General features: G+C 38.8%; 1 protein-coding gene and 2 pseudogenes. All 3 read right to left on the reverse strand.

All coding sequences use genetic code 11. The features are described from left to right. Window positions 1-213: pseudogene (locus BQ5796_RS16860) on the reverse strand (DUF1672 family protein); the annotation flags it as partial. Between the two features lie 200 nt (window positions 214-413). Beyond that, the gene (locus BQ5796_RS16865; protein ID WP_071461531.1) at window positions 414-869 is read right to left on the reverse strand and encodes a hypothetical protein; all 456 of its coding nucleotides are present in this window, start codon (window positions 867-869) and stop codon (window positions 414-416) included. Window positions 870-885: 16 nt separating this feature from the next. Beyond that, window positions 886-1,065: pseudogene (locus BQ5796_RS18585) on the reverse strand (DUF1672 family protein); the annotation flags it as partial.

The raw sequence follows: 1,065 nt of genomic DNA on the forward strand, positions 1-1,065 counted from the left end.
AACTTCTTCTTCCTCACCGCCCTTCATACGATAACCTTCACCGGTATAATCTTGGACGCTAACGTATCGCTCGTCGGTTTGTGTGTTTTTGCTTGAAGCTTTTGGTTTTTCTTCGTTTTGATTCGTATTTGATGTGTCCATGTTTAAACAGCCTCCCATTAATAAAGCAGTTCCAATGCTTGCGATTAACAAACGCTTTTTATTCTTTGACATAGGTCCTCCTTGGACATAAATGATGTAGTTTAAATATGAGTAAATACGACTCTTTTATCCAATAATTGTATATGAAAAGGGCTGGTTGTATACAAATTTGGTGACACTGTTTCCGTATTATTCAGTAATTTAGTGACGCTCCATCACTTGCTTTTCCATTGCAGAAGCGAGCAAATCTAACTCGTCCTTATTGATTGATATCAATATCTCAGAAAGCCCCTGTGCAACACATTTAAATGTGGATTCTGTACCCCAACGGCAAGTGACAACCCACCGCCAAGAGAATTGCCCGTAATCGAAGAAATCTCGTATTTTTCCGACATCTCTTTATAATAAGCCCGTGCAGCTTTGATTTGTCTCGGCTCTATAGGACTCAGCAACTGAACATCCGTTAAAATATCCTGATTCCCATATTTACCCGCCGCATCTGTGCCAACGAACACGATAGTTACTTCCTGGGTGATATCGTTCTGCACAGTCATAGCATCCAAGCCAGTTCGATGCTCATATCTGGTATTTAGAACAGTATATTCTGTATTGTTAACTTCAAATTGAGAACGCTCTTTAATATTCAGATAAGCATGGTATCCAGCTAATTCCACTAAATCTGGATGGTTAGAAGAGGGTTTGCGAATATCTAAACTACTCACTGCCATTAACAACCTCCACCTTCTACTGTTTAATTATTAAATGGTTAAAATTTGTATCAAGGGAGCCTTTTTTACTACCAAGGCCTGTGAATTTGTTTACGTAGTTATCATGAAGTGAAATACCATAAGAACCAGAAGGGAGGTTATCTGCTTTCTTAATTTCTTCACTAAGCTGCTCAAAAATCTCGGAATCTGGCTTTGA

Origin of the sequence: Bacillus massilinigeriensis, assembly GCF_900111815.1 — a bacterium.
Taxonomy (GTDB): Bacteria; Bacillota; Bacilli; order Bacillales; family Cytobacillaceae; genus Mesobacillus_C; species Mesobacillus_C mediterraneensis.